This window comes from Grimontia kaedaensis (assembly GCF_023746615.1).
GTDB classification, from domain to species: Bacteria; Pseudomonadota; Gammaproteobacteria; order Enterobacterales; family Vibrionaceae; genus Enterovibrio; species Enterovibrio kaedaensis.
The window spans coordinates 1,893,227-1,917,147 of sequence record NZ_CP082275.1 but is presented as its reverse complement, the minus strand read 5'-3'; the positions used below and the strand labels follow the sequence as shown (position 1 = coordinate 1,917,147).

General features: G+C 46.6%; 16 protein-coding genes. 14 read left to right on the top strand and 2 right to left on the bottom strand.

The annotated features are described in order from the left end of the window. Nucleotide 1 precedes the first annotated feature (1 nt). The 4 genes from K6Q96_RS08760 (at nucleotide 2) to K6Q96_RS08745 (ending at nucleotide 4,172) form a co-directional block, all read left to right on the top strand. Nucleotides 2-460: a GAF domain-containing protein gene (locus K6Q96_RS08760; protein WP_251875050.1), complete on the top strand. Its 459-nt coding sequence runs from the start codon at nucleotides 2-4 to the stop codon at nucleotides 458-460. A gap of 115 nt (nucleotides 461-575) precedes the next feature. Continuing rightward, complete coding sequence (gene proQ, locus K6Q96_RS08755) at nucleotides 576-1,232, top strand: RNA chaperone ProQ (protein ID WP_002539359.1); 657 nt, start codon at nucleotides 576-578, stop codon at nucleotides 1,230-1,232. A 17-nt stretch (nucleotides 1,233-1,249) separates the two neighbouring features. After that, nucleotides 1,250-3,253 (top strand): carboxy terminal-processing peptidase, encoded by a 2,004-nt coding sequence (gene prc, locus K6Q96_RS08750; RefSeq protein ID WP_251875048.1) that lies wholly within the window; start codon nucleotides 1,250-1,252, stop codon nucleotides 3,251-3,253. A gap of 253 nt (nucleotides 3,254-3,506) precedes the next feature. Next, nucleotides 3,507-4,172: a lipocalin family protein gene (locus K6Q96_RS08745; protein ID WP_251875046.1), complete on the top strand. Its 666-nt coding sequence runs from the start codon at nucleotides 3,507-3,509 to the stop codon at nucleotides 4,170-4,172. Between the two features lie 62 nt (nucleotides 4,173-4,234). Here the strand turns inward: K6Q96_RS08745 and pncB are convergent, their stop codons facing one another. Continuing rightward, a complete protein-coding gene (pncB, locus tag K6Q96_RS08740) occupies nucleotides 4,235-5,395 on the bottom strand; it encodes a nicotinate phosphoribosyltransferase (protein ID WP_251875044.1) in 1,161 nt (386 codons plus the stop codon). 692 nt (nucleotides 5,396-6,087) lie between these two features. Between pncB and pepN the strand changes: the two genes are divergently transcribed. The 10 genes from pepN to rmf all read left to right on the top strand — a co-directional run bounded on the left by pepN (nucleotide 6,088) and on the right by rmf (nucleotide 23,172). Further along, entirely contained in the window at nucleotides 6,088-8,697 is a 2,610-nt protein-coding gene (gene pepN, locus K6Q96_RS08735; protein ID WP_251875042.1) for an aminopeptidase N, read from the top strand. 67 nt (nucleotides 8,698-8,764) lie between these two features. Continuing rightward, nucleotides 8,765-8,992, top strand: coding sequence for a DUF2835 domain-containing protein (locus K6Q96_RS08730; RefSeq protein ID WP_251875040.1), 228 nt, complete (start codon nucleotides 8,765-8,767; stop codon nucleotides 8,990-8,992). Nucleotides 8,993-9,147: 155 nt separating this feature from the next. Next, nucleotides 9,148-13,965, top strand: a complete 4,818-nt coding sequence (locus K6Q96_RS08725; RefSeq protein ID WP_251875038.1) for an NAD-glutamate dehydrogenase — start codon at nucleotides 9,148-9,150, stop codon at nucleotides 13,963-13,965. 58 nt (nucleotides 13,966-14,023) lie between these two features. Continuing rightward, the gene (pyrD, locus tag K6Q96_RS08720) at nucleotides 14,024-15,034 is read left to right on the top strand and encodes a quinone-dependent dihydroorotate dehydrogenase (RefSeq protein WP_251875036.1); all 1,011 of its coding nucleotides are present in this window, start codon (nucleotides 14,024-14,026) and stop codon (nucleotides 15,032-15,034) included. 140 nt (nucleotides 15,035-15,174) lie between these two features. Continuing rightward, nucleotides 15,175-15,723, top strand: coding sequence for a cell division protein ZapC (locus K6Q96_RS08715; protein WP_251875034.1), 549 nt, complete (start codon nucleotides 15,175-15,177; stop codon nucleotides 15,721-15,723). 985 nt (nucleotides 15,724-16,708) lie between these two features. Further along, a complete protein-coding gene (rlmKL, locus tag K6Q96_RS08710) occupies nucleotides 16,709-18,841 on the top strand; it encodes a bifunctional 23S rRNA (guanine(2069)-N(7))-methyltransferase RlmK/23S rRNA (guanine(2445)-N(2))-methyltransferase RlmL (protein WP_251875032.1) in 2,133 nt (710 codons plus the stop codon). Next, on the top strand, nucleotides 18,841-19,095 hold the full coding sequence (locus tag K6Q96_RS08705) for a glutaredoxin family protein (RefSeq protein WP_251875030.1): 255 nt from the start codon (nucleotides 18,841-18,843) through the stop codon (nucleotides 19,093-19,095). Before rlmKL ends, K6Q96_RS08705 begins: the two co-directional genes overlap by 1 nt. Beyond that, nucleotides 19,082-21,001, top strand: a complete 1,920-nt coding sequence (gene uup / locus K6Q96_RS08700) for an ATP-binding cassette ATPase Uup (RefSeq protein ID WP_251875028.1) — start codon at nucleotides 19,082-19,084, stop codon at nucleotides 20,999-21,001. Before K6Q96_RS08705 ends, uup begins: the two co-directional genes overlap by 14 nt. After that, complete coding sequence (locus tag K6Q96_RS08695; protein ID WP_251875026.1) at nucleotides 21,001-22,836, top strand: DUF3466 family protein; 1,836 nt, start codon at nucleotides 21,001-21,003, stop codon at nucleotides 22,834-22,836. The genes uup and K6Q96_RS08695 overlap by 1 nt, the downstream gene beginning before the upstream one ends. Nucleotides 22,837-23,001: 165 nt before the next feature. After that, nucleotides 23,002-23,172: a ribosome modulation factor gene (rmf, locus tag K6Q96_RS08690; RefSeq protein WP_082111327.1), complete on the top strand. Its 171-nt coding sequence runs from the start codon at nucleotides 23,002-23,004 to the stop codon at nucleotides 23,170-23,172. A gap of 216 nt (nucleotides 23,173-23,388) precedes the next feature. Here the strand turns inward: rmf and fabA are convergent, their stop codons facing one another. Then, a complete protein-coding gene (gene fabA, locus K6Q96_RS08685) occupies nucleotides 23,389-23,907 on the bottom strand; it encodes a bifunctional 3-hydroxydecanoyl-ACP dehydratase/trans-2-decenoyl-ACP isomerase (RefSeq protein ID WP_062661437.1) in 519 nt (172 codons plus the stop codon). Between the last annotated feature and the right edge of the window lie 14 nt (nucleotides 23,908-23,921).

Here is a 23,921-nt window from a genome sequence, read left to right as displayed (position 1 = left end):
TATGGAAAACAAAGCGAATTTCTACGCGCTTCTAACTCGCCAAGCTGTCGCTCTAATAGAAGACGAGCCCAATCTTATCGCCAATTTGTCAAATATCAGCGCACTGTTGTTTCAGGAATTGGACAGCATTAATTGGTTAGGCTTCTATCTTGATGATGGTAAAGAGTTAGTCTTGGGTCCCTTTCAGGGAAAACCAGCATGCGTGAGAATTCCGTTTGGTCGTGGTGTCTGCGGAAGCGCTTTTTCTAAAGATGCTGTTGAACGTGTAGAAGATGTTCATCAATTCGAAGGGCACATTGCCTGTGATGCTGCAAGTAACTCTGAGATTGTTTTGCCTCTTTATCAAGGCAGCAAATTGATAGGTGTGTTGGACATAGATTCACCAAAAAAAGCAAGATTTGATCAAGAGGATGAAACCGGACTCACTTTATTGGTCAATGAATTGCAAAAACACCTCTAAATTTAAGCTTCTCTGTGGTTTTTCAATCACAGGTCTCTATAATACGCAGCACTTAATTTGTTAACTCGTACACACTCTCTATTGCCTTTGTTTGAGCAAAGAGACAGGAAGAAAAATGGAAAACACTGAAAAACTGGCCAACAGCAAACAAGTCATTGCCTATATCGCTGAACGTTTCCCGCAATGCTTTACTCTTGAAGGTGAAGCTCGTCCTCTGAAAATCGGCATTTTCCAAGACTTGGCAGAGCGTCTTGCTGATGACCCGAAAGTAAGTAAGACTCAACTCCGTGCCGCACTGCGTCAATATACCTCTTCCTGGCGTTACCTATACGGCGTGAAGGCTGGTGCTATTCGCGTTGACTTGGATGGCAACGATTGTGGCGAGCTTGAGCAAGAGCACATCGACCACGCACAGACCGCACTTGCAGAGAGCAAAGCGCGTGCTGCTGAGCGTCGTAAAGAGCAAGCTGCAAAAAATGGCGATAAAAAATCTGACGCAAAAGCGAAAAGAGCGCCAAAATCAAATAAATCAACAGCTAACCCATCAAAACCTCGACCAGCTAAGTCAAAAAATACTAAGCTAGATAAGAAGCCTGTTGAACCGCGTCGCGAACTCAAGGCTGAAGACATTGTCGTAGGTAAAGACGTCAACGTTAATATGGGCAATGGCAACATGCCTGCCACCATCGTAGAACTCAACAAGGACGAGGTTCGCGTTCGTTTAAGTAATGGCCTGACCATGCTGGTAAAAGCGGAGCACCTCAGTTCGTAAAGGAGATCCCTCGACGCATGATCTGTCGATTCCGCTTTTCCGCGATTGCTGCCAGCTTCTTGCTGGCGGCATCCGCCCAAGCCCTAGAGGCTAATTACGATGCTGCTGACCTTCCTACTTTGGTATCTGAACCTCAGCATGAAACTGCTAGCAAACGCATCACTCGCCGCTTTGAAAAGTCTCACTACAAGCAATTTCAGCTTGATGACGAATTCTCTGCTAACGTCTTTGACCGTTATCTGGAAACCCTCGATTTTAACCGACTTTTCCTGACCCAGCAGGAAGTTGATGCGCTGTCAAAATGGCGACTGACACTAGACGAGCAGCTTCGCTCCGGTGATACATCAGCAGCTTATGACATCTTTAATACCTCGCTACGCAGCCGCTACAACCGTTACCAATATGCTCTTGAACTGCTTGATAAGGAAATTACCTTTGAAGTAGATGAAGACATGGTGATTGATCGCAGCGAGCAGCCATGGGCGAAAAACGAAGCGGAGCTCAATGAGCTTTGGCGTCAGCGAGTGAAAAACGACGCGCTAAATCTGAAGCTGGCAGGTAAAACCTGGCCGGAAATTCAGGAAACGCTGTCGAAACGATACAACAACGCGCTTAAGCGACTGACTCAAACCAAGAGCGAAGATGTATTCCAGATTTACCTGAATGCATTTGCGCGTGAGGTTGATCCTCATACCAGTTATCTTTCACCGCGTAATGCTGAACAATTCCAGTCTGAGATGAATCTTTCTCTCGAAGGGATCGGAGCAGTGCTTCAGGTGGAAGATGATTTCACCGTTATTCGCTCGCTTGTTGCCGGCGGTCCTGCGTCCAAATCGAAAAAACTTTCCCCAGGGGATCGCATTATCGGTGTAGGGCAGGATAAAGAGAAAGTTATCGATGTCATCGGCTGGCGCTTAGATGATGTTGTTCAACTTATTAAAGGTCCAAAAGGCAGTAAAGTTCTGCTGGAAATTCTGCCTGATAGTACCAATGCAAAGAGTTACACCGTCACTTTGGTGAGAGATAAAATCCGCCTCGAAGACCGTGCAGTGAAGTCTGAAGTTATCGAGCAAGACAACAAGAAAGTGGGCGTGATTTCAGTGCCTAGCTTCTATGTTGGACTGGCCGAAGATACCAAGAAAGAAATTGCCAAATTAAAAGCTGACAAGGTTACTGGCCTTGTTATCGATCTTCGTAACAATGGCGGTGGTGCACTGAGCGAGGCATCTGCACTGACGGGGTTATTCATTGAAAACGGCCCTGTAGTTCAGGTGCGTGACAGCTATGGTCGCGTAAAAGTGAACAGTGACAGTGATAACACCATCTACTACGATGGCCCGTTAACGGTGCTGATCAACCGATACTCAGCGTCAGCGTCAGAAATTTTCGCGGCAGCGCTTCAAGACTACGGCCGTGCAGTGATACTTGGCGAACAATCTTTCGGTAAAGGTACGGTGCAACAGCACCGCTCATTGAATCACATCTACGATCTGTTCGATAAGCCACTGGGTCATGTGCAGTACACGATTCAGAAGTTCTATCGTATTGATGGCGGTAGTACCCAGCACTTGGGCGTAGTGCCTGACATTCCATTCCCAACAGCCATTGATCCGTCAGAGACTGGTGAGAGTGTGGAAGATAATGCTCTGCCTTGGGACAGCATCAATCCAGCGGCATACCAATCGACTGACACCATTAGTCGAATGGTGGGTGCTTTGGACAACGCTCATCAACAGCGTATTAAGCAAGATGCTGAGTTCGGTTTTATCATGAGCGATATTGCTGAGTACAAGGCGGACAAAGACAATAACGTTATCTCTCTGAATGAAAAGGCGCGTATTGCCGAGCAGGAAGAAGCTGACAAAAAACGTCTTGTTCGATTGAACGATCGCCAAAAGATGCTTGGTGAGAAACCGTTCAAGACGCTGGATGATGTGCCAAATGATTATGAAGAACCTGATGCCTACCTCGACGAGGCAGCAGCTATCACAGTCGATCTCGCGAAGAAGCTGAATAGCTAACCAAGAGAAAATCCAAACGCAAAAAACGAAAGCGGGCATTTAATGCCCGCTTTTTTTGCCTCTGGGTTGCAAATTCATATGAATGCGTGATAGGCAGAGGAGAAGGCGGTAGCGATGACTATGTAGACCAACAGGCCTAGGTATATACGGAAAATATCAATAAGTTATGTTCTGTATTGCGTTAATTTTCCCCACTCAAAAAGTGATATGCGTCTAAAGTTATTAAGACAGCCATCCTAATAAGGGGAATCTTATGAAGAAGTGGTTATGCCTGTTTAGCGTGTTCTTCTGCTTGTCTATGCCTGCAAAGGCATCAGATTTGACCCAATTCGATTTCCCATTGCTTCTCGGTGATTGGTATTGGTTTAGCCCGGATCAGCAAGAAGCGGAAGGTGTCGACAACCAATACAAAGCAATCAATATCTCGTTCAACTCAGACTATCGGTTTAACGTAAAACTGCTGAAGCGTGACGGCACTGTCGAAGAGGCGAACGGTTTTTATGATCTCGACGAATCGACCTTAGTTTTGAATGACGATCAGGGCGAAGCCCAACACCATGAATACAAATTGAATCACAATCAACTGATGTTGCGTGGCGCAAGATTTACCAAAATTTTACCAAACAATCTTTCTGGCGCCTGGTATAGCGATGTGATTCAAGGACATGATGTGGATGACGAGGTAGCTGAACTTGCACTGATGCTTCGCCCGGATTTTTTGTTTTCAGTCAGAATTTCCGGGACGGAAGGGCAAACTGTGACACACCGTGGCGTATATTTTCTGGAGGATGACCATCTGGTACTGATTTACCGTGGTGGGCAACAAGATTCTCAGTTTGAACTTGATGCTGATACGCTGACTTTAACTGACAATCAGTTTGGTATGGAAGCGGTACTCAAGCGCCAACAAACTCCCTGACTGATAGAAACGAAAAAACAAAAGGGCGCTTTTTGCGCCCTTTTGTTTTTTCGTTGTTCGGTTTAGATGTTGAATGCTTTTCTGAGTGCATCCAGGTAAGAGTCGTCCCGGCAGATAGATTTTCCGGGTTCATCAGAAATCTTCGCCACTGGCTTTCCATTACAAGTCACAAGCTTGATGACGATGTTAAGCGTTTCCACATTCGGTAAGTGGCAGGTTAGTTGGGTACCAATACCGAAAGAAGTATTAATACGACCCGTAAAGTGGGCGTGAATCGCCAAGGCTTTCTCCAACGTGAGTCCGTCAGAGAAAATCAGAGTCTTTTCCATCGGGTTGATATCAAAACTTTCGTAGTGACGAATGGCTTTTTCACCCCACTCAATAGGATCGCCACTATCATGGCGCAAACCTGCGAACCTTTGGCTGAGGTGAAGGTTGAAGTCATTTAAAAACGCATCCATGTTGATGCAATCTGTTAGGGCAATACCTAAGCGGTCTGGATACTCTTGTAACCAGCGATTTAGTGCCAGTTGTTGGGAACCTGCAAGATCACCCGTCAGCTGTTGGTGTGCTTGAAACCACTCATGTGCCTGAGTACCGACCGCTGGCATACCGTACTTTTTCGCCAGAAACAGATTTGAAGTTCCTGAGAAGTGCGGGCTGTGGAGGGTGAGATGATGAACAATAGCGTGATGGACTTCCTTTGAAAAACGGCGACGGGTGCCGAAATCGACAAAATGGAAATCGTCACTGATCTTTTCTAAAACACCAAGTTTTTCCTTCAGTAGTTCAACGGCATCAATGGGTATTGAATTCGGATACCTTAAGTGACACCGTAACTCGCAAATAATCGCAAGTAAAGGTACTTCCCATAAGATAATATCCAGCCAGGAACCATCAATACGAATCGCAAGTTGGTCGTCTAAAATAGTAACGGTGACTTGGTTGGCTTTTAATGAAAACGAGCTAAGGAAATCAAGATAGTCAGCTTGGTAATGTCCAAGGCTGGCGAGATATGTAATTTCATCTTCGGTAAATTTTAAATCTGCCAAAGCGTGGATTTCAAACTCTAAACGTTCTTTAAGCGAAGCAAGACTTTCATTGCTTCGGCAATGAAACTCAGCAGAAACATCCACCTCCGGGTAGTGATGGAAAATCGCTTGCTGCATATTCAGTTTGTAGGCATCCGTGTCTAGTAATGACGAAATGATTGGCGTAAGCATGCCTGATAAATAACCTCAAGGGTCTGTTGCCCTTTGGTGATGATTGTTGCAGCAGTTTGTGGGAGCTTTCTGCAAGGCAGAGGCTTCGATGTGTAGCTAGCCTACATGAGAAGCCGATAACGCAGGAGAAAGTTGTCACAAACGCTGCCCGAAGGATTCTGCCCTAATCGTTTTATGCTTTGTTGAGGTGTATTTGCTTAGAATGACTAGGCGGCACACACCTCGCCGCGCCTAAAACGCTTAGGGCTAGAACAAAACTAAACCACCAAAGGTCAACAGACCCTAGGTCGGGTTTTGTCTGAACGTTTACTGGCCTCAGATTTTGCGTCGATGGAAATCGAGTCCAAAGGAAGAAATTTAACGTCAAATGCAGCTATTTAGTCAACCTGAATAGGAAACTTCGACCATTATTGTGCATGAAATCGTCGCTTGTTTGGGTATATATATTCAAACGGGAAGCCCTTACTGTGATTGAGGCTTTACCGCGCTAAAAGCGAACGCTAACAATATCTTCGCTGTTTAGAGTAGGATCTCCTTCTATAAATTGAGTAAATGAGAGCGAGTTTGATTCGTTTTTAACCGGTGAGTATGTGGTAAAGCGGTTATGAAGCGAGTATCTTAGACGATTGTCCCATTTCTATAACAGGCGACACGGCTCGTCTGTCTACGTTATGCAATAAAAGGAATCTGACATGACGCAACAACCTCAGGCCAAATATCGCAAAGACTATAAAGCTCCTGACTATACGATCACTCATATCGATCTGGATTTTGACTTACACGAATCTTCTACCCGTGTGATTGCGAAGAGCAAAGTGGTGCAGCAGGTTGCTGGCTCAGATTCTATGATGTTGGATGGTGAAGGACTGTCGCTGAAGCGTGTTGAAGTGAACGGAGAAGCCTGGAGCCAATACCAAGAAAGCAAAGAAGGATTATTGCTTTCCAATCTACCGGCAGAATTTGATTTGCTGATCGAAACTGAAATTGATCCCGCCGCAAACACATCACTGGAAGGGCTTTACCTTTCTGACGGTGCTTACTGCACACAGTGTGAAGCAGAAGGCTTCCGCCGTATTACTTATTATCTGGATCGTCCGGATGTTCTTGCGAAATTCACCACCAAAATTACGGCGGATAAATCAGCATTCCCGTTCCTATTGAGCAACGGTAACAAAGTCGGCTCAGGCGAAGCAGAAGGTGGTCGCCACTGGGTGCAATGGGAAGACCCATATGCGAAACCAAGTTACCTGTTTGCTTTGGTCGGCGGTGATTTCGATTTGCTGGAAGATACCTTTACGACTCGTAGCGGTCGTAATGTGGCACTGGAAATTTTTGTCGACAAAGGTAATCTGGACCGTGCTACCCACGCGATGACTTCTTTGAAAAACTCCATGAAGTGGGATGAAGATCGTTTCGACCTTGAATACGACCTTGATATCTACATGATCGTCGCAGTTGATTTCTTCAATATGGGCGCGATGGAAAACAAAGGTCTTAACGTCTTTAACTCTAAATACGTGCTGGCAAATTCTGATACCGCAACTGACTCCGACTACCTAGGTATTGAAGCGGTTATTGGTCACGAGTATTTCCACAACTGGACAGGTAACCGTGTCACTTGCCGTGACTGGTTCCAGCTGAGCTTGAAAGAAGGCTTGACTGTTTTCCGAGATCAGGAATTTTCATCTGACTTGGGTTCACGAGCGGTAAACCGAATCAGCAATGTTCGTGTGATGCGTGGCCCTCAGTTTGCAGAAGATTGTAGCCCAATGGCGCATCCGATCCGTCCTGACAAAGTGATCGAAATGAATAACTTCTATACCCTGACCGTTTACGAAAAGGGAAGCGAAGTGATTCGTATGATGCATACATTGCTTGGTGAAGCGAAATTCCAAAAGGGCATCAAGCTTTACTTCGAACGCCATGATGGAACAGCAGCGACTTGCGAAGACTTCGTGAAAGCCATGGAGGATGCATCCGGCATTGACCTCGGCCAATTCCGTTTGTGGTACAGCCAATCTGGTACGCCGGTATTGGATGTGACTAGCGAATACAACGAAGCAAACCAGACTTTTGCACTGACAGTGAAGCAACATACTGCGCCAACAGCAGATCAAAAAGAGAAGCAGCCATTGCTGATTCCATTTGATGTTGAGCTCTATGACGCAAAAGGTAGTGTGATTGAGTTACAACGTAACGGTGAAAGTGTGCATCATGTCCTGCACGTTACTGAAGCAGAACAAACCTTCGTGTTTGACAACGTCATTGAGAACCCTGTGGTTTCCATGCTGCGCGAATTCTCTGCACCAGTGAAGCTCAACTATAACTACTCTGATGATGAGCTGACTTTCTTGATGGTTCATGCTCGTAATGAGTTTGCGCGTTGGGACGCTGGTCAAATGTTGTTGGCGAAACATATCAAAGCCAACGTCGCACGTGTCCAACAGGGCGAAGGCGTGGAACTGCCAAATGAAGTTATTGATGCATTCCGTGGCGTACTGCTCAACAAAGACTTGGATGTAGCGCTCGTTGCAGAAGTGCTTACACTGCCGAGTGAAAATGAAATAGGCGGTTGGTTCGATGTGGTCGACGTTGATGCTATCAATAAAGTGCGTGGCGAAATCAAACATCGTCTCGCTGCAGATCTTGCTGATGAGTTCAGTGCGATTTACCAAACGTTAAAACAAGACACATACACTATCGACCACGCAGCCATTGGAAAGCGTTCATTGCGAAATGTTTGTTTAAGCTACCTTGCTTCTAATGAGCAAGGCGAAGCTTTAGTGACAGCGCATTATGAAGAATCTAACAACATGACCGACACAGCGGCAGCATTGGCGGCAGCAAACCATGCTGAACTGTCAAACCGCGATAGCCTGATGCAGTCTTTCAGTGATAAGTGGCAACATGATGGCCTGGTTATGGACAAGTGGTTTGTACTGCAAGGTTGTAATCCTGCGGCGAACGCACTCGAAAATCTTAAGGCACAAATGAGTCACCCAGCATTTAGCTTGAAGAACCCGAACCGTACGCGCTCGCTGGTTGGCTCTTTCTGTAATGCGAACCCAGTGCATTTCCATGCGAAAGATGGATCTGGATATGCGTATTTGACGGAAATATTGCTTAAATTGAACGAATCTAATCCGCAAGTAGCATCTCGTTTAATAGATCCATTGCTGAAATTTAAACGCTTTGATAAAGAGCGTCAGGAATTAATGCGTGCTCAACTGGAGCGTTTGGCTGCTTTGGATAATCTCGCGAAAGATCTTTATGAGAAAATCAATAAAGCACTGGAAGCTTAAACCGTACGCTTGCTAATTAATATCGATTAGGTAATTTAAAAGCCGTCTAAGAGGAGACGGCTTTTTTATGAACTCAAATGTCTATTTATTTTCTGTGGACATCGCATACCACATTTTTCAGCAGCATTATAGCGGCGCTGCGTCAACCGTAGTTGTCAGAACCGACAATGGTTTAACACTGCAACTACCTGCATCACGCCTCCGTCCATATTTGAGTCAACTGGGTGTAAAAGGGCGATTTCGCTTAACAGTTGATGAACATAATCGGTTTAAGTCGCTTGAACAAATTGGTTAAACCGTACGGCAATCACATAACTAAAAACTCGAATCTAATTAACGAAAATTGATGTAACGAAATTATAAATGACGCCTTAAACTACTCCATGAGTCGCAAAGACTAATTAACCTCTATACTCATAGCGATTACATAAAAAATATATGGAGTAAACCATGACCGCGCGTGACCCTATTGTGCCGGTGTTACTTGAGAAGGTTTATCATCTTATTGGCGAAAAACTGGACAAGACACAACAACCGCTTGTAGAAACTTTGGCAAAAAGGATTTTGGGTCCCATCTCAGATGATGATTTGCAGGAACGGAATGAATCCGACCTCTACGGCGCTGTTATCAGCCTGTGGCATCATCTGAACGCTTTCGAACAAGACAAAATCTTCGTTAAAGTCTTTAACCCTACACTGAGTGGCGATGGATGGCAGTCCACACATACTATTGTAGAGATTCTCACTCCAGATGCCCCGTTTCTAGTCGATTCAGTCCGAATGACACTCAACCGTTTGGATATTGCGTCGCACTTAATGCTTAACGGACCTTTGTCGGTAGAGAAAGATACGAAGGGCAGTGTCAAAACAATCGGCGATGAAAAAGGTGTAAGGCAGACAGTCTTCCATTTTGAAATCGACCGAATGCGTTCTAAGAAGGAGATGTCAGCACTAGAAAAAGAACTGACGGAAACCCTCACAGACGTTGCATTGATTGTTAATGACTGGCAACCAATGCAGGAAAAAATCAAATCGGTCATTGCTTCACTTAAGAAAGACAAACCGCCAGTCAGCAAAGATCTTCAGCAAGAAGCGGTAGACTTTTTGCAGTGGATCGCTACTCACAACTTCACTTTTATGGCTTATAAATATTACGAACTCAATGCCATTGAAGGTGACCATGAGCTAAAAGCTTCGTCTCTGGAAGGCCTTGGTCTGGCGAAAAAGCTGGATCCTAAACGACCGGGGCTGAAGTTGTCGGAAATGCCGGAGTCTGCCCGCGCGACTGCACTGCGTAAAGACCTGTTAGTCATTAACAAAGCTAGTAGCAAATCGCGCGTACACCGTCCTGCTTACATGGATTACATTGGTATCAAGTGCTTCGATAAGAAGGGCAATGTTATCGGTGAACATCGCTTCCATGGACTCTATGCTTCTTCTGCATACAACCAGTCAACCACCAATATCCCTGTTCTGAAGAACAAAGTGAGAAGGATCCTCGAGATCAGTGGTTACTACGAGGGATCACACTCGTGGAAAGCATTGGCAAACATCATCGAGAACTTTCCTCGTGATGAACTGTTCCAGGCGAGCGAGTCTGAAATGCTCGATATCGGTATGGGTATCGTGCAGGTCCAAGACCGTGACATGCTCAGGATCTTCGTGCGTCGTGATCCATTTGGTCGTTTCTTCTCGTGTATGGTCTACGTTTCACGTGAACGCTATAACACTGAGCTGCGTCGCGCAACACAGCGTATTCTTGGCAATTACTTCGGTTCCGACCAGGAGGTTGAATTCAATACTTTCTTCTCCGAAAGTCCGCTGGCGAGAACCCATTACATTGCCCGTGTAGAAAACAACAACTTTGACATTGACGTGAAGAAATTGGAGCAGAACCTGACTGAAGCAGCATCAACTTGGGATGATCGACTGCAAGAAGCAGTGATTACGACCTTTGGTGAAAACCTCGGCACGCCCGTTGCGAAACGCTACCTGGGCGCTTTCCCTCGTTCTTACAAAGAGGCAATGTTGCCGGGCTCGGCAGTAGCGGATATTGAACGTCTTGAAAGCTTGAGTGAAGAGAAAAAGCTCGACATGCTTTTCTATCGTCCTCAAGAAGAACCACAGGATTCCCCTTCAGTCCGCCTGAAGCTGTTCCAAAAAGATGAAGCGATTCACTTGTCTGATGTGATGCCAATGCTCGAAAACCTCGGTCTTCGTGTTATTGGTGAAGCGCCATACAAAGTAGAAACCACATCTGGTGATGTCTACTGGATCCTCGACTTTTCAATGTTGCATAGTGCTGATAAAGGCTTTGTGCTTTCAGAAGCACGTGATCGTTTCCAAGATGCGTTCGCGGGTATCTGGCATGGAAAACTGGAGAATGATGGTTTCAACCGTCTGGTTCTAAATGCGGGTTTGAGTGGTCGTGAAGTGACGATCCTACGTTCTTATGCGCGTTACATGCGTCAGGTCGCGTTCCCATTCAGTCAGTCATACATCGAAGAAACGCTGGCTTCCCATGCGGATTTGGCGCAATTGTTGGTTCAGCTGTTCAGTAAACGATTCAATCCGAACAAGAATAGCGAAAAAGAACAGAAGCAAATCATCGGCAAGATCGAAGAAGAGCTCGAGCAGGTTGAGAGTCTGGATGACGATCGTATTATTCGTCGCTACATGGAAATGATCTTAGCGACGCTGCGTACAAACTTCTATCAGAAAGATAAAGAAACAGGTGAGTGTAAAGATTACCTGTCTCTGAAACTTCAGCCCTCTAACATTCCTGAAATTCCTAAGCCAGTACCTTTCTTCGAGATCTTTGTGTACTCGCCCGACATCGAAGGTGTTCACCTTCGTGGTGGTAAAGTCGCACGTGGTGGTCTGCGTTGGTCCGACCGTCAAGAAGATTTTCGTACAGAAGTACTTGGCCTTGTGAAAGCACAGCAGGTTAAGAACACGGTTATCGTGCCAGTTGGTGCCAAAGGTGGTTTTGTCTGTAAGAAGCAGCACTCATTGAGTGGTCGAGATGAGATTTTCGCTGAAGGTCAGCGTTGCTACCGCATGTTTATCCGTGGTCTGCTTGATATTACTGACAACATCATTGAAGGAGAGCTGACACCACCAGTAAACGTTGTTCGTCATGATGAAGATGACCCGTATTTAGTTGTTGCAGCGGACAAAGGTACAGCGACTTTTTCAGATCTCGCGAACTCTGTATCAGAAGAATATAACTTCTGGTTAGGTGATGCGTTTGCATCTGGTGGTTCAAACGGTTACGACCACAAAGCCATGGGTATCACGGCGAAAGGTGGTTGGGAATCTGTGAAACGCCACTTCCGCGAAATAGGTATCGATTGTCAGGAAACAGACTTCACTTGTGTGGCAGTGGGCGACATGGCGGGTGACGTGTTCGGCAATGGTATGTTGCTGTCTAAACACATCAGACTGCTTTCTGCATTCAACCACCTCCATATCTTCATCGATCCTAACCCGGATTCTGCGAAATCTTGGGTAGAGCGTGATCGCTTGTTCAAGCTGCCTCGCTCGAGCTGGGAAGATTACAATCCCAAGTTGATATCGAAGGGTGGCGGTGTGTTCTCGCGTAAGGCGAAATCGATCGAGCTTACCCCTGAAATCCAGAAAATGCTGGGTGTACGTAAGCAAACCATGACGCCTAACGAGTTGATCAAACAGATCCTGAAAACGAAAGTGGATCTGTTCTGGAACGGCGGTATCGGTACGTACACCAAAGCAGAATCTGAAACGCACACTGATGTTGGTGACCGCGCGAACGACGCATTGCGTGTTAACGGTAATGAGTTGGGTGCCCGCATTGTCGGCGAGGGCGGTAATCTGGGTATGACGCAACTTGGTCGTATCGAATACGCGATGAATGGCGGCCGGGTTAATACCGACTTTATTGATAACGTCGGTGGCGTAGACTGTTCGGACAATGAAGTTAACATAAAGATCTTGCTAAATGGTCTGGTGGCAGCAGGGGATCTGACGTACAAGCAACGCAATGAGCTACTTGAGCGTATGGAAGATGAAGTGTCTGACATCGTGCTCGATGATGCTTATTGCCAGAGTGAATCTATCTCTGTAACGTCTGATCAGCAGGCTTCCTTGCTCAAAGAGCAGATTCGCTTTATCCATTACCTGGAAAAAGATGGCAAACTCGATCGTGCGCTGGAATACTTGCCGGACGATGAAACACTGGCCGAGCGTCAACTGCGCGGTGTCGGTCTTACACGTCCAGAAATTGCGGTGCTTGTGGCGTATGGCAAGATGGTCCTGAAAGAACAATTGGTGATTGAGCAAATCACTGCGGACCCTCACTTCGGTAAACTCCTGCCAGCCTATTTCCCACAAGAGTTACAGCGTAACTATCGTGATGCAATGGAAACGCACCCTCTACGTGGCGAAATCATTGCAACCAGCCTGGCAAACCAAATGTCGAACGACATGGGCTTTAACTTCGTGACCCGCATGCAGGATGAAACCGGCGCTAGCGTCGGAGACATTGCCGCGGCTTACGCTATAGCCCGTGAAGTGTTCGATTTTGGCCAGACGTTTGAAGAAGTTCGCGCGCTGGATAACAAGCTTCCAGCTCAGGTTCAGTATGCCGTTATGTATCGCTGCAGACGAATGATGCGCCGCACCACGCGTTGGATTTTGCGCAATCCAATGAAAGGTAAGGGGCTTGAAGAACAAGTTGCGTTCTACAAACCGGCGGTTAAGAATCTGGCGGATAACCTTGAGAAATACCTGGTTCCTGCGGAAATCAAAGAGCATGAAGAACAAGCGGAAGAATACATTATTCAGGGTGTGCCAAAAGACATCTCGAATAAAGTTGCCCGCTTAACCAGTCTGTACGCAGGTTTGGATTTGGCTCAGGTTTCGGACCAGATGAAGAAACCATTCGACGTGGTTGCCCGTCTTTACTTTGTATTGGGTGACACGCTGTCGCTGCACTGGTTCCTGAAGCAGATCACAAACCAACCAGTGGAAAACCACTGGCAGGCACTGGCTCGCGCATCATTCCGAGAAGATCTGGATTGGCAACAACGCATGTTGACTGCGCATATTCTGGAAGGAATGAAGAAAGGCGAGAGCGCAGAGCTTGGTTTAGAAGCGTGGATGGTAGAGCATGCCGTGAGTTTAGGTCGTTGGGAAAGCATAGTTGCCGAGTTTAAAGTCGGCTCTGCCCACGAATTTGCTAAATTCTCCGTTGCATTGCGGGAACTTACGCTTTTAAATTTGAATTAAGTCGACAAAGCGTTAATAATACAGCCCCGTTTATACGGGGCTTTTTTTTGGAGGTTACATGATGTACCGCCTCGCCAGATCGGCAATTTTTCAGTTGGATCCAGAACATGCTCATGATCTGGCAATGAAGAACTTATCACGTTTCACCGGCACTCCTCTCGATATCTTTTATCGTCAGCATCTTCCTCCTCGTCCTGTTCAAGTCATGGGACTGCATTTCAAAAATCCAGTTGGCTTAGCAGCCGGCCTAGATAAAAACGGCGAGTGTATTGATGCATTTGGCGCGATGGGTTTTGGCTTCGTTGAGGTAGGGACGGTAACACCGCGCCCACAGGATGGTAACGACAAGCCGCGTTTGTTCCGCGTTCTTCCCGCTGAAGGCATTATTAATCGTATGGGTTTCAACAACCATGGTGTTGATGCTCTGGTCGAGAATGTTAAGAAGGCCAATTACGAAGGTATCATTGGTATCAACATTGGCAAGAACAAAGACACACCATTAGAAAATGGTAAAGACGATTATCTGATCTGTATGGACAAAGTTTATGACCATGCAGGGTACATTGCGGTAAATATTTCTTCGCCAAACACGCCAGGACTTCGTTCGCTGCAATACGGTGAAGCGTTGGATGACCTGCTTTTTTCACTGAAAGAGCGTCAGAACAAACTGGCTGAAGAGAAGGGCAAGTATGTACCTCTCGCGCTGAAGATTGCACCGGATATGAGTGAAGAAGAATTAGTTCAGGTCGCCGACTCTTTAGTTCGTCATGGTATCGATGGTGTGATTGCAACTAATACGACACTTGACCGCTCTTTGGTAGAAGGCATGCCTCATGCACACGAAGCGGGTGGTTTGAGTGGCCGACCTGTTCAGAATAAGAGTACTGAAGTGATTCGTCGTCTTCATCAGGAACTGAATGGCAAGCTACCAATCATCGGTGTTGGTGGTGTTGACTCTGTGATGGCGGCAAAAGAGAAGATGATGGCAGGTGCGGAACTTGTTCAGGTTTACTCTGGATTCATCTATCACGGGCCGCGTTTAGTGAAAGATATAGTTCGAAATATTTAAGCTGAAAAATTAAGTAATTTGAAAGAGAAGGGGGATTTATTTCCCCTTTTTTTTTATCTCCTGCCGATTACACTTCCACGAAGCATCTTTAATTTCGATGGTCATGGACCGAATCTCAAGTTGTCGCAGGAGCGAAAACGATGTTGAAGCCAAATAACGCTTGGAAGTGGTACTTCGATTCCGAAGCTCAAACGCTGATGCTGGATTTGGGTCATGAGATGGTTTTCCGTGTTGCCATTGAAAGAAAGCACCTCATCCCCGATGCGTTTGTTGATACCCCATTTTCAGTCGACGACGCATCACTCTTTCAAGCTTACTCTGATGCAGTGAGTGTTCTACCCATAACTGGCCCTAGAAAGGCCGAACTCATTTTGAACGCAGTGGCAGCAAAACGCTTCCATAAGCCGCTTCTACCTAAAAGCTGGTTTTTTCAGGCTCAGGAAGGGGACCTCTCTCCAGAACTAGGTTCCATCATTGAACTGAAAACCGAATACGGCAGCGAAGCTTTCTTGGTGATTGAAAACGCTGGCTGCGCATCCTTGTGCATGCACGCCAGCGAAACACCGCTTACGCTGAACGACACTAAAAATATGCGGTTTTGCGAAGCTATAAAAGTAATGAATGACCGGTTATCGACATACCAACAGCAATACGATAACAGCAGTGGTCATTATGCGTTAGTGGGCTGATAGAGCGGCTTCTATCAGCCCCATTTTCTTTCCTATCACATCTACATTTCTATTCTCGTTCTGGTTGTGTATTACGCTCTTGTAGCGTGAGCTGTCAGAGCCTCTGAGGTTTAGCATGTCCATTCTGTGTACCTATTCTTACGTCTTTTGATAGGGCTAACCATTGCAGCTCCTTTCACGTGCAAGCGCTTAATCATCTAACGATGAGTATCAATTTAGGTATAGAAAAGGTCACGAGGTAAAGCTCATTTCTCGCACAGACCTGCCATCTAAAATACCGGCCCTGGCGTTCGTCATTCTCAAAGTTATTGCTAAATTTTCTGACAGTGAAGATGAGAAAAGTGCTCCCAAAGTCAGGATACAGTGCCTTTGTAGATAGTATGTATAGTGATTAATATCACATAAATAGATTCTATCTGCTGCCATTTTACTCTTTGTTTATCCCTCAATTGCGTCAAATTTAGTTCAAATTCATAAACGATATAGAGGCTATTTCCTCTTTTTAGCGTCGCGCTTTGAGTAAAAAAGGTCTCTGGTATATACCAGAATTTGAGCCGTATTAAGTTTCCTATCCGGAAAGAGTGTTCCAAGCTTCGATAAATATAGTCCTTTATTTAATTGTCCCTGTGGATAAGTGTGTGCTTACTTCTTTTTCTAAAGGTGGCGGAATAGTTGGCACTGTTTGAGCTCGGAGGTTGGAATGATTGGCCTGAGCGCCAATGTTTCCATGTGGAAACGCAGTTCTCATTGTGGGTAAGTGATTCGATAGAGGTTGATTGACTCTGTACGGGAGATGCATGCAATTGACCAATCGCATTCTTTGGAGAAATCGAAATCTGTACGAACCGAGTTGATTTGATGAGCCAGAGTGCTTGAACGGCGAAGTTTGTTATCAAGGAAAATAGTGAGATAAATCACCCTTGATAGAGCGTTGACGTTTGAATTCGTTTATAATCGCGCGCAACATTCCTCAGAATCCATATCCATGAATCAATATTTAGCAATTACCTCCCGCGGTTTAGAAAACCTGTTAGCAGAAGAACTCGAAAAGCTGGGTGCCAGCAGCGTGAAAGCTGTGAGTGCCGGTGTACGATTCCGCGCGGATGAGAAAACTCTTTACACGTGCTGTTTATGGAGCCGCACGGCGTCACGTTTCATTCTTGTTCTGGGTGAATTCGCTGTACGTGACGACATGGACCTGTATCTGGGTGCTTCGGCTATTAACTGGCCGCAGTATTTCAGCGAGAGAAAACGTATCGCAGTTGATTTCAATGGTACAAACCGAGAAATCCGAAATAGCCAATATGGCGCTTTGAAAGTCAAAGATGCGATTGTTGACCGTTTTGTGAAAGCGGATTTGGATCGTCCTAGCATCGACCGTGAGCAGCCAGATCTGCGCATTCACATGCGCCTTTCTAAAGAGCAAGGCCTTCTGGGAATCGATATGGTGGGCTCTGGCTTGCACCAACGCGGCTATCGCACAGAATCTGGTGCTGCACCACTCCGTGAAACCAACGCTGCAGCATTGGTTATGAAAAGCGGTTGGACGTTTGATAAGCCTTTGCTGGATCCAATGTGTGGTTCCGGTACATTGCTGATTGAAGCGGCGATGATGGCTGCAGAAGTGGCGCCAGGCCTGAAACGCAAGCGTTGGGGCTTTGAAGCACTGAAATCATTCAGTCGTGAAGAGTGGATGGAAGTACACGCGGAGGTAACTTTCAAGTCGAAGAAAGGTCCTGCGAAGTGCGACAGTAAATTCTTCGGCTTCGATAACGATCGTCGCGTGCTGGAAACGGCCAAAGCAAATGCCCGTCGTGCAGGCGTAGCAGACCTGATTCAGTTTGAGTTAGGTGACGCAGCGGAACTGACACGTCCAGAAGGCTTCGAAGCGGGCAACATCATTTGTAACCCTCCATATGGTGAGCGTCTGGGCACTACGCCGGGCCTTATCGCGTTATACACCCAGTTAGGCGTTCAGTTGAAGAGCCAGTTTAAAGGCTCAATTGCATCCATCTACTCGGGTTCTGACGAGTTGCTGAGCTGCTTACGCATGCGAGCAGACAATACTTACAAGCTCCGTAATGGCGCGCTTGATTGCGTAATGAAGACTTATCACATTACCGCACGTGGTGAAGTGACAACGTCACAAGGTGGGCCTGCACCGGTCGCTGATGTGGCGCCTGAGTTTACTAACCGTCTTCGCAAGAATATCAAGAAGTTGGAAAAGTGGGCTAAGCAACAAGGCGTTGAATGTTATCGTCTATACGATTCAGACCTGCCTGAGTACAACGCGGCAATTGACCGTTACAGCGACAACATTGTTATTCAGGAATATGCGCCACCTAAAACCGTTCCAGAAGAGAAAGCACGTCGTCGTCTGCTTGACATGGTTCGCGCCACAATTGCTGTGACGGGCGTCAATGCCAATAATGTGGTGTTGAAAACCCGAGAGAAGCAAAAGGGTACCAACCAATACGAGAAGTTAGGTGAAGCCAAGCGCTTTATGAAGGTTCACGAGTACGGTGTGACGCTGGAAGTGAATCTCTATGATTACCTGGATACAGGCCTGTTCTTGGATCACCGCTATACACGCAAGATGCTGGGTGAAAAAGCGAAAGGCAAAGATTTCCTCAACCTGTTTGCTTACACCGGCACAGCGACCGTTCACGCGGCGGTAGGCGGCGCTAGATCTACCACCACGGTAGATATGTCGAAGACTTACCTTGCCTGGGGCGAGCGCAACATGAAGCTTAACGGTAAAGTAGGTCGCCAGCACATGTTCGAGCAAGCTGACTGCCTGAAATGGTTGTCGATGGCGAAAGGGCAATATGACCTGATTTTTATCGATCCGCCGACCTTCTCGAACTCTAAGCGTATGCTCGATACCTTTGATGTCCAACGCGATCACATCAAACTTATGACCGAGCTTAAGCGTCTGTTACGCGAGGGCGGAGAAATTGTCTTCTCTAACAACAAGCGTAACTTCAAGATGGATGTCGAAGCGCTGGCAGAGATAGGCTTACAAGCTCAAAACATCACAAACCGCTCAATCCCGATGGATTTTGAGCGTAATAAGCAGATTCATAACTGTTGGATTATCACACACAAGGAAGGTTAATGGCCTTAATCCTCTACAGCACGGAAGGGTGTCACTTATGTGAAGAGGCATTGGCGCTATATCAGGCAGCGGGTAAAACCGCTGCCTTGCGCGTTGTAGACATAGCGTTTGATGACACTTTGTTTGAGCGTTACGGCGTCACTATTCCGGTGCTCTCTCTCCAAAATAATGACGGCTCAGTCGACGATGAACTGGGCTGGCCATTCGATTCTTCAGCTTTAAACACTTGGTTAGTAAAACATGGCATTGATTAACATCACTAACGCGCAACTGGCTTATGGTGATAACCCGTTGCTGGATCACGCAGAGTTTGTCCTGCAGCAGGGCGAGCGGGTTTGTTTGGTTGGCCGTAATGGCGCAGGTAAATCGACCTTAATGAAGGTGATTCATGGCACCGTTCAACTCGACGACGGCAGCATTAACCGCCAACAAGATCTGAAAGTTTCCCGCCTAGAGCAGGATCCTCCGCGTGATGCTGAGGGAAGTGTTGTTGATTATGTCGCTGAAGGGTTGGCAGAAGTTGGAGCGCAGCTCAAAGAGTATCACGACCTTCTGGGCTTAATTGAGCATGACCCAAGCGAGAAGAACATCAATCGCTTGGCACGTGTTCAAGAGCAACTTGAACATTCCGGTGCGTGGCGTTTTGAAAACCAACTGACTACGGTATTAGGCGCATTGAAACTGGATGGTACCAAAAAGCTGTCCGAGCTTTCTGGCGGCTGGCAGCGTAAAGCGGCGTTGGCTCGCGCGCTGGTGTGTGATCCAGACGTTCTGCTGCTTGATGAGCCAACCAACCACCTGGATGTGGCGACCATCATCTGGTTGGAAAGCTTCCTGAAAGATTTCAAAGGTGCCATCGTCTTCATTTCACACGACCGTGCATTTATCCGATCTATGGCAACCCGCATTGTCGACTTAGACCGTGGCCAACTGACTTCCTGGCCGGGCGACTACGAGAAGTACCTAGAAGGCAAAGAAGAGATGCTCCGTGTAGAAGCAGAGCAGAATGCTGAATTCGATAAGAAGTTGGCTCAGGAAGAAACTTGGATTCGTCAGGGCATCAAAGCACGTCGTACACGTAATGAAGGTCGTGTGCGCGCTCTGAAACAGCTTCGTCGAGAGCGTGCGGATCGCGTAGAAGTGCAGGGCAATGCAAACATTCAACTGGATGAAGCTGTGCGCTCGGGCAAGATTGTGTTTGAAGCCAGTGACATCGACTACCACTGGGATGGTAAAAAGATCATTGGTGATTTCAGTTTCAATGTGATGCGCGGAGATCGTATCGCGCTGATCGGCCCCAATGGCTGTGGTAAGAGTACGCTTTTGAAGCTGATGCTGGAAAAGATCGCGCCAGATTCAGGCAAGTTCCATGTGGGTACTAAGTTGGAGGTCGCTTACTTTGACCAGTACCGTGAAAAACTGGATCCGGAAAAGACGGTTATCGACAACCTGGCAGAAGGTAAGATGGAAGTGGAAGTCGGGGGCCGTAAGCGACATGTGCTCGGTTATCTACAAGACTTCCTGTTCCACCCACGCCGTGCCCGTACGCCTGTAAAAGCGCTGTCTGGTGGTGAGAAAAACAGGCTTCTGTTGGCACGAATTTTTCTAAAACCCTGCAACCTTTTGGTACTCGATGAACCAACCAACGATTTGGACATCGAAACTCTGGAACTTTTGGAAGAATTGCTTGCCAATTATCAGGGTACGTTACTGTTGGTGAGCCACGATCGTCAGTTCGTCGACAATACCGTTACCCATAGCTGGATTTTCGAAGGCGATGGTGTCATCCGTAAATTTGTTGGTGGTTATCACGATGCGATGCAGCAACGTGATAACTACCTAAAGACCATCGAGTTAGAAAAACCGAAAGCGAAGGAAGCTCCAAAGGAAGAACTGCCTAAAAAACAGGCAAATAACAATAAGCCAGGCAAAAAATTGTCTTACAAGTTGCAAAGAGAGCTTGAAGCGCTTCCACAGCTTATTGAAAACCTAGAGAATGAAATCGCGAAAATACAGGAATCGGTAAACGATCCTGCGTTCTTCCAGAAAAGTACGGAAGAAACACAGCCTGTCCTGCAGCGTTTGAGCGAAGCAGAAGCTGAGTTGGAAACCGCCTTTGAAAGATGGGAAGAACTCGAAGAGATGCAAAAGGAATCGTAATGCAGTTCAACAAATTCAAACTATCAGCTATCGCACTTGCGGTGGCTGGTATCCCTGCGGTAGCAAATGCTGCCCTTTACCAAGTCCAGTTGATGGATTCACCTTCAAGTAATTCTTCTCAAACAACAGCAATTTCTTCGGATTCGTCGAAGGTTGCTGTTGAAGGCTTGAGTGGTCCGGTTGGTCTGAATTACTCGGAAGAACTGCCTTATATGGTAGATGTTGAGCACTTCATTAACAGTCAGGACAATCTTTACCGTTACTGCCGCGATTTTCTGGGTTACAACACCTGTGAAGAGTGGGCTGATGAAAGGTGGTACGGTGTTCAAGCTTCCGGCGCTGTTTGTGATAGTCAAGATAGCACGCAAAATTGCCTAGGTGGTTTGAAGAAAGAAATTGATGCATGGAGCAACGGTTTCAGCAGCAATAGTGTCGCCACAGTAAACGCAACCTCTGTTAATCCTTTTGGTAATGGTGTTTATGGCACTGAACCACCGGGTAGTGCAGATCCCGCGTCGACCAATGTTGTTGTTAACTCAGTGACTGATGGCGGCGTTGCAGTTGGTACTTCAAGTGCTCCTTACACCAACTCTGGCGCTATTCACGCACGAGCATTTCAACGCAGAGGCTTTTACGGTGAAGCTGAAATGTTGCCACCATCAGGTTCAAGCACAGTCATAGAAGCGATTGGACAAACCAACGCCAACGGTGTAATTGAAGCTGCAAGTCAGACTATTGTTTTTGGTTCAGCATCAGTAGCAAACATGGCTGATGTAGGTAATGGAAATAAAGTTCCTGAAGACACTGGTCTAGCAAATCTTTCAAGCTGTGCAACGAACCTGAATTACTCCGATCGTGCTTGCCAGTACTTCCAATTTGCCAATCAGGCTGCTATTTGGTTGGCATCAGGCTCTGGTGCGGCTGATGCAGTCAATGCTTTTGCTATCGCCGATTTTCCTAATGGAGCGACGGGCAACACTGACGATACCGCGCAAGCCAGTGTAAATGCAGCTGCCATTGTAAGTAACAGTGCTCCAACCATGGTCGGTTTTAATACTTATAACGACAGCGGTTTTTATGCACGGGCTGTTAAATATACACCAGTTGCCGACTTCGCTACCTGTATCACAGGTACAACCAAACGCTGCTGGGATATGTCGCTGATACCTGGTGTCGATATTCGTCAGAGCGGAGATATCATTTATCAATACACCGAAGCGACCGATATCAATAGTAGCGGCGTTATTGTTGGTGTGGCAAAGAATGCACGCCTAAATAACGGTACTTATGCAGAAACCGTATTCGTTAACGATGGAAGTTCCACCACGCTTCTGGGTACGTCACAGAGTGCTCTGTTCTTTAACGGGTACAACGCGACCGCTGCGGCTATCAACGACAATAACGAGCTTGTAGGTAAAGTTGATATCGAAAATTCACGTGATCGCTCCCGTCGTCAGCGTGGCTACATCTATGCTCACGGTACACCGAGTGCAGATTTTGATAGCACTCGTGGCTGGCGTCTGGATGATTTGACTAACGATGACAACCCAACCGGAAATGCTAACCAGTTTCGTATCGCCGAAGCGTTTGATATTGCAGCAAATGGCGATATTGCCGCTTCAGCTTTCTACTGTGCTGGTGGATACAGCTCAGTAGCGCACAATGCAAGATGTAACGGAACCGAAGAGCTGGTAGCTGTAAAATTGGTTCGCCAATCGGGTGATATTTCTCCTCGTCCAGAGGAAAAAAATGTTATTGAACGTAGTGGTGGTGGTATAGGTGCTATAGGCCTCGGGTTGCTGGCGTTAGGCGGAATTTTCCGTCGTAAAAAGTAATTTCACTTTCTGGCTCATCTTCACAAATTTTTGTTGGATGAGCCTCTCGATGCTTGATTATTTATTAACCATGCGTGAATCTTAATTGGTGAGGTTCATAAAAGATCAACTTGAATGAAACCTCACTGAAAAGATACAACTATCTTAGGATAAGAGGGCGAACATATGAAAAGACAGAAGCGAGATCGTTTAGAGCGAGCACAAGCGAAAGGCTACCAAGCTGGTGTAAACGGTCGATCCTCTGAGACATGTCCCTATCAAGCCATGGACGCGCGCAGCCAATGGCTAGGAGGTTGGCGCGAAGGTCGAGATACGAAAGTATCGATGCTGAAGTAACTTTTTAACCCACATCAAACTATACATGAGCCCCGGAGACGGGGCTTTTGTTCACTCTATAATGCACTATAACTTATTTCTTTGGTTCAAAATGCTCTATATCAAAATGGAGGCGCTTACATAACGCTTATTGCTAGGGAAAAAGGAAAGAAAAGTGTAGGGAGAACAAAAAAACCGCCCGGAGGCGGTTTAGAACTTTGGCGTGTCGATGACTACTTAAAAAGAAGAGGTGTCTTGGAACAAACCTACTTTCAGGTCTTTCGCTACGTAGATCTCTTTACCATCTACTAATACACGGCCGTCAGCCAAGCCCATCACCAGTTTACGGTTGATAACGCGCTTCATCTGGATTTCATACGTCACTTTCTTAGCGGTAGGCAGAATTTGGCCAGTGAATTTCACTTCACCCACACCCAGTGCACGACCTTTACCTTCGCCACCAGACCAACCGAGGAAGAAACCTACCAGTTGCCACATCGCGTCAAGACCAAGACAACCAGGCATCACTGGGTCGCCAGGGAAGTGGCAGTCAAAGAACCACAAGTCTGGAGTGATATCTAGTTCAGCGATGATAAAGCCTTTGCCATGGTCACCACCTTCGTCCGTGATGTTTGCAATACGGTCCATCATCAGCATGTTAGGTGCTGGTAGCTGTGGACGACCTGGTCCGAAAAGCTCTCCTTGGCTAGAGGCTAGTAGGTCGTCTCTGTCATAAGAGTGACGTTTCATTAGCATTAAACTGCTCCTAT